This window comes from Colwellia sp. TT2012, assembly GCF_001440345.1.
Classification (GTDB): Bacteria; Pseudomonadota; Gammaproteobacteria; order Enterobacterales; family Alteromonadaceae; genus Colwellia.
Map to the genome: position 1 here is coordinate 1 of NZ_LJYX01000026.1, position 6,627 is coordinate 6,627.

Annotated in this window: 5 protein-coding genes; all 5 read left to right on the forward strand. The window is 37.9% G+C overall.

Annotated elements, in window-relative coordinates; genetic code table 11:
* The first annotated feature begins 166 nt into the window (after positions 1-166).
* On the forward strand, positions 167-592 hold the full coding sequence (locus ASU03_RS17995) for a GNAT family N-acetyltransferase (protein WP_057833172.1): 426 nt from the start codon (positions 167-169) through the stop codon (positions 590-592).
* Positions 593-1,670: 1,078 nt separating this feature from the next.
* Positions 1,671-2,201 carry a hypothetical protein gene (locus ASU03_RS18000; RefSeq protein WP_057833173.1) on the forward strand — a complete coding sequence of 177 codons (531 nt, stop codon included), beginning with the start codon at positions 1,671-1,673 and terminating at the stop codon, positions 2,199-2,201.
* 239 nt (positions 2,202-2,440) lie between these two features.
* Entirely contained in the window at positions 2,441-3,970 is a 1,530-nt protein-coding gene (locus ASU03_RS18005; protein ID WP_057833174.1) for a transposase, read from the forward strand.
* A gap of 224 nt (positions 3,971-4,194) precedes the next feature.
* A complete protein-coding gene (locus ASU03_RS18010) occupies positions 4,195-4,479 on the forward strand; it encodes a SelT/SelW/SelH family protein (protein ID WP_197411275.1) in 285 nt (94 codons plus the stop codon).
* Positions 4,480-5,690: 1,211 nt separating this feature from the next.
* Complete coding sequence (locus ASU03_RS18015) at positions 5,691-6,329, forward strand: LysE family translocator (RefSeq protein WP_057833176.1); 639 nt, start codon at positions 5,691-5,693, stop codon at positions 6,327-6,329.
* The last annotated feature ends 298 nt before the right edge of the window (positions 6,330-6,627 follow it).

Genomic DNA, 6,627 nt, shown 5'->3' on the forward strand with positions numbered 1-6,627 from the left:
ACAGTGCCTTTAAGTTATTGTATCGCTTGGTTTTACCAGTATTGCATCTAACAAGCAATTCAACAGGACACGCAACAGTTGGCCGCGTTCACTCCGTTCACAAGTATGGCCAACTATTACTTAGCCCGTTAATTGGGCGTTATAACTCTCTCGGATGTCTGTATATATGAATCTTGTAGTAACAACTTCACCTAGTCAGGAAGATCTTAAAGCATTAAGTGTCGGTATTGGCTCTTATAATAAAGATTATCTACCTGATGACGTTGGCTTTGAAAAAGACACCAAATTTGCTGTCATTGCTAAAGACGAAAGTGGAAAAGTCCTAGGAGGTATTAGAGCAACTGCATTCTGGAACTACTGTACTATTGAGTTGCTTTGGTTATCTAAAGAAACTAGAGGTTTAGGACTCGGTAGCAATTTAATGGAAGCAGCTGAAAAGTTTGCTAAAGATAAAGGGTTTGGCTACATGCGTACTGAAACACTGAGCTTTCAAGCTAAGCCTTTTTATGAAAAGCTAGGTTATAAAGTATTTGGTGAGTTACCTGATTATCCAAAAGGTCATACAACTTATTGTTTAGTAAAAGAGTTATAACAAGGCATTCAAACGGACAAAAACAGTTGGTTGTTTTCACTCCGTTCAACATTATAACCAACAATTTTTTGCCGCTTAATGCGGCGTTAGTTGCTTTTAAAAACTAGCTCTAAGGGCAGAACAAATAAGTTTCGCCAGTTCAGATTTTGGTGGTAACCGCGAATAGGTTTATTAACTGTTTGGGGAACTCCCCAGACTAGGAATAGCAAAACCATTCGCTCTAAATAGTGAGTACAATGGCTCAAATTCACGGCTTGGTATTTCCATTACGGTGCGTTTAAGTTATTGTTGTACATATTGAAAGTGTGTTGCAACTAACAAGCAAATCAACATGGACACGTAACACTTGCTCGGTTCCACTTCGTTTCACATTGTAGCAAGTATTACTTAGCCCGTTATTTGGGCGTTAGTTGGCTATCAAAAACTATTTCCTAAGTGCTAAATAATTCAGTTTCGCCAATTCACTGTTTAGTGCTTTACCGCGAATAAGTTAGTCACTTTCGGTGTATTTCTGAAAAATGTATTAGCGTAACTATTCGCTCTAAATAGTGAGTGTAATGGCTCAAATTCACGGCTTGGTATTTTCATTACGGTGCGTTTAAGTTATTGTTGTACATATTGAAAGTGTGTTGCAACTAACAAGCAAATCAACAGGGACACGTAGAACTTGCTCGTTTCCGCTTCGCTGCACATTTTAGCAAGCACTACTTAGCCCGTTATTTGGGCGTTATATGCTATTAAAACGTAGCTTTAGATAAAGTGCTTTATAGTACAGCGTTTTTTGCTAAAACCGGTTTGGTGCAGCACTAATAAGCATTGCCTCTTTTACCTTTTTCAAAGGTGGCAACGCTATTAATTTTGTTCAAGCAGTTGTGAATAGCGTAAAAATTCACGGCTAAGTTATTAATTACAGTGCCTTTAAGTTCGTGCAAAGCTTGATTCAACCAGCGTTGCATCTAACAAGGCAATTAAACGGAAAATTTACAGTTGGCTGTTTTTCGTTCCTCAAACATTTTAGCCAACAGTAATTTTCCGCTTATTGCGGCGTTAGTAGCCTCAAACAATGGAAGTTTTGTGTATGTCGTCAGTAGAAATTAGAGAGTGGATTAAGTTTTTTGTTCTCATTATTGGTGGTTGCTTAGCTCTGAGAGTTTATATCGTAAGCCAAAGACAAAAACGACTAGATAACTCTCTAAAACTATTAGATATTTTCTTTGATAACCTTGAAGAGAGCGACTTGAGCGAGTGGAAAAGAATATTTATGAGTAGCTCTGAGTCTTCTGGTGCAAAGCAAGGCCACTTTAATTCGTCATTCAACCAACAAATTCCATTTGATTCTTTGTTTAGTGAAGGGCCTGATGATAAAGGGGCAAACGATAGAATCGTTCAACAATTAGATCTGATTGCTTATGATGCTTTAAAAGGAACCATAGATACTAGGTTTATATATTCTCGTCTAGGCCAACTTATGAATACAACCTATAGGTGGTTTGGCGACGGAGAAAAATCGATTGTTGCTGTTCATTATCCGCATTTTGATCTATTAATGAAAAAGTATAATAAAAGGTTCAAAGGTTGGCCTACAAAGGTTTACTCATATTGTGAGTAAACTCGGCAACTAACAAGCACTTAAAGAGGGACAAAATAAAGTTGGCTGTTTTGTTCACTCCGTTCACCTATTTTAGCCAACTCTATTTTGCCCCTTAAGTGGGCGTTGAGGCTGTAGAATTTCTCCAAAAAGGAACAATTCCATGTTCCTTTTACTATTTCTGGTTTGTTTGTGTATTAACCTTGTCCCGCGATCTTGTCTGTGATCTAATAGATATTATTCATCCATTGTAAAACCTTATGGCGAACTACAAGCCCGATTTATCTTGTCAAAGTAAGTTCATTCCCATTGATTTCTCTGCCCAAATTATTCCCGGTACGTTTGAATACGCACTGGCGCATATTATTGATAATCACCTCGATTTATCAGGTTTCGACCATTGGTTTGATAATGATAAAGGCGGCGCAGCCGCCTATTCACCGTCGGTGATGTTAAAAATTATATTGTTCGGTTACTCCCGTGGTTATATCACCAGTCGCCGTATTGCCAATGCCTGTGCAACCAATATTACCTTCATGAGTTTATCGGGCGATGTGCATCCGCATTACACTTCCATTGCCTCATTTGTTGCTCGAATGAAGGACCAAATAGAGCCGCTATTTACTCAAGTTCTAATGATATGTGACAAGGAAGGTTTGATAGGCCGCAACATGTTTGCTATTGATGGCTGTAAGATGAAGTCGAATGCCAGTAAGGAGTGGAGTGGCACGATAGCAGAGCTTACTCGTAAAGAAGCGACGTTACGACGAGCCAGCCAACGTATACTTGCCCGACATCAAGCACAAGATGGTTTGGATGAAAATGAAATCAATCACGACCTAAAACAAAAAGATAAGCTTGATAAGTGTGCTAAAAAAATAAAACACTTTCTTGCGAATAATAAAGACAAAATAGGCAGCAGAGGCAAACCGGTAAAAAGTAATATTACCGACCCAGACAGTGCCAAGATGACCACTTCCAAGGGCACCATTCAAGGCTACAATGGTATTGCGATTAATGATGATAAACATCAAATTATTCTCCAAGCCCAAACATGGGGCTCAGTGGGCGAGCAACAAACACTTAAACCTGCTATTGAACAACTCAAAAAGCAATTCGAAAAACTCGGTACACCCGACTCGCTTCATAAGGCAAAGTTCACCGCAGACAGTGGTTTTCACAGTGAGGTAAATCTCGAATACATGGCAACAACGGGGCTTGATACTTACATAGCCGATACCCAGTTTAGAAGTCGAAATCCATTATTCAAAGCAAGCGAAACCTACCACACCGAGCAAGAAAAACGTCGATTAAAGCGCAGTAAAGGCAGGCCGAGGTTATTTAGCTGTGAAGATTTTCATTTTGACTCAATAAACAATACCTGCATTTGCCCTGCGGGCAAAAGCCTGTGGCAACAAAGTAAAGCGATTGACGTTGGCGGTAAAAAATACAGTCGATTTACGGGATATTTAAAGGACTGTCGAGTGTGTCCCTTACAAAAGCAATGCATGAGAAAAACACCGCAATCAACAGGCAGGCAAGTACAGTTTCTCCAGCAATACCAACAGAACATTAGTTATAGTGACAAAATGAAAGTAAAAATAGACAGTCCCATGGGTCGACGACAATACAGTAAACGATTGGGTGCAATAGAGCCTGTTTTTGGTAATATCACCGTGAATAAAGGCATGAATAAATTCACCTTGCGCGGACAAGAGAAAGTGAATACGCAATGGCAAATGTACTGCTTAGTACATAATATTGAAAAGCTAAGAAATAGCCTGCATTAAGGCTAACCCCGCCCGTATATATCCTCGAAAACAGCCGAAAGCCAGTAAAAACTCCCGCCAGTATTTACCCCCATTGATGAAAAAATAAAAATCGCCAAAAACGTAAACGTTTTTGATTGTTAAAAGAAAATAATCAAGTTAGAGTATTTCGATTATAAATAAAGTTAAAAAACGAGTTATTCTACAGGCTCGTTAGGTGAATTTCAGGCTTTGGTGTAAATATTATGAATAAAATCGAAATTAGATATTGCTCTAAATGTCGTTGGTTATTACGTTCAACATGGATGGCACAAGAAATCTTATCAACTTTTGAGCAAGAAGTAGATGAGTTATCATTGCTACCAGGAACAGGTGGTATTTTTGAAATAATAGCTAATGGTAATGTTATTTGGTCACGTAAAGACATGGGGCGTTTTCCAGAAATTACTGAACTTAAACAACGAGTCAGAGATGCTATTGCACCCGATAAAGACTTAGGTTGTATAGACCGTAAAAAAGGCAAAGTGTAATATTCACCTAACAAGCGCTTCAAACGGAAAAAATACAGTTGGCTTTTTCCGCTACGCTACAAATTATAGCCAACTGCATTTTTCCGCTTAAGCGGGCGTTAGTTGGCACCACTAGTTCAAGTACATTTTTTATTGTAAAAGCGGTGTTTTCTAAATTAGTTTGGTGGGTTACGCCTCAGTTTTCGCCATTCACTTTTAGGTGATATCCAGCGAAATTCTAGCCTCATTTGTCAAGTCAGGTTTGTAGCGTTCGCTTCAATAATATTTCGTGAGTGGCTCAAAGTTCAAGCTTTTGTGTGTAGTGGTGCTGGGTGTTTATTGCTTCTTCCGAATAACCCACAAACATGGTAACGTATTGTAAAATTGGTGTTTTTAATAAGGTATCAACTAACAAGGCATTTAAACGGAAAATTTACAGTTGGCTGTTTTTCGTACCTCAAACATTTTAGCCAACAGTAATTTTCCGCTTAATGCGGCGTTAGTTGGTACCGCTAATCAAAGCAATATTTTATTGTAAAAGTGGTGTTTTATAAATTGGCTTGGCATGTGTATCAGTGAGTTTTCGCCATTCACTTTTAGGTGTTAACCAGCGAAACTCACCTCATTTGTCAATTATAGGTTTGGCGTGTTCGCTTCAATAAGTGATATTGAGTGGCTCAAATTTCAACCTTTTGTATGTAGCGGTACTGGGTGTATTTTGACTCTTCCGTATAACTCACAAATATGGTAACTTATTGCTTCTGTTGTGCTTTTAACAAAACAACAACTAACAAGGCAATCAAACGGACACGCAACAGTTGGCTCGTTTCCGCTTCGCTTCACATTTTAGCCAACTGTTACTTAGCCGCTTATTGTGGCGTTATATGCGGTTAAAACCAGAGTGTTAGAGCAAGACAATCTTTTTAGTTTTACGCTAAATCAGGTTCAGTTTAATCACTAATAAGCATTGCCTCTTTTAGCTTTTTCAAAGGTGACAACGCTATTAAGTTTATACAATCAGTTGTGAGTAGCGTAAAATTTCACAGCTTAATTATTTATTACAGTGCCTTTAAGTTAGTGCAAAGCTTGGTTCAACCAGCGTTGCATATAACAAGCAATTCAACAGGACACGCAACAGTTGGCCGCGTTCACTCCGTTCACAATTATGGCCAACTATTACTTAGCCCGTTAATTGGGCGTTATAAGTACAAGCAGGGGTTTGGAGTTTTAATATGGATATTTATACTATCTTTACATTTTTTTTGATTATTTCATTAATGGTAATGTCTCCAGGGCCGAATGGTGCTTTACTTTTGAAAACCGTACCTGTTTCGGGTAAGAAGCATGGGTATGCAAATGTTATAGGGGTAGTTGCTGCTTTTTATCTCCATGGTACTCTATCCGTTTTTGGTCTTTCAGCAATTATAGTTTCGTCAGCAAACTTATTTTTTATCATTAAGTTAATTGGCGCTATCTATTTGGGGTATTTAGGCATAAAGGCAATAATTTCAGCTTTCAATCAACCTAAGTCATTAACAATTGCTACTTTGCAAAAAACAGAACATTCGCAAAAAAAATTATCCTCTTGTTTTTGGGAGGGGTTATTAACAAATCTTCTAAATCCTAAAGTGTCTATTTTTTATCTAGCGGCATTCCCACAATTTATTAATTTTCAATCCAATGCTGTAGCATCATCTTATACACTAGTTACCATCCATGCTTTATTTGCTGCTTTATGGTTTTCAGCAATGGTGTTTCTAATCGGTAAATCTACATCTTTCCTGAAATCACCTAGGAAGCATATGTTATTGCAATCAGTCACAGGAACGGTTCTACTTTGGTTTAGTTACCGTATCGCTACAGTTAAATAATGTACTTATAACAAGAAATTAAACAAGGACAAAAAACAGTTGGCTTTTTGTTCACTACGTTCACTTATTTTAGCCAACTATTTTTTGCCTGTTAATTAGGCGTTATATGCGGTTAAAACCTGAGTATTAGAGCAAGACAATCTTTTTAGTTTTACGCTAAATCAGGTTCAGTTTAATCACTAATAAGCATTGCCTCTTTTACCTTTTTCAAAGGTGGCAACGCTATTAAGTTTATTCAATCAGTTGTGAGTAGCGTAAAAATTCACAGCTTAATTATGTATTACAGTGCCTTTAAGTT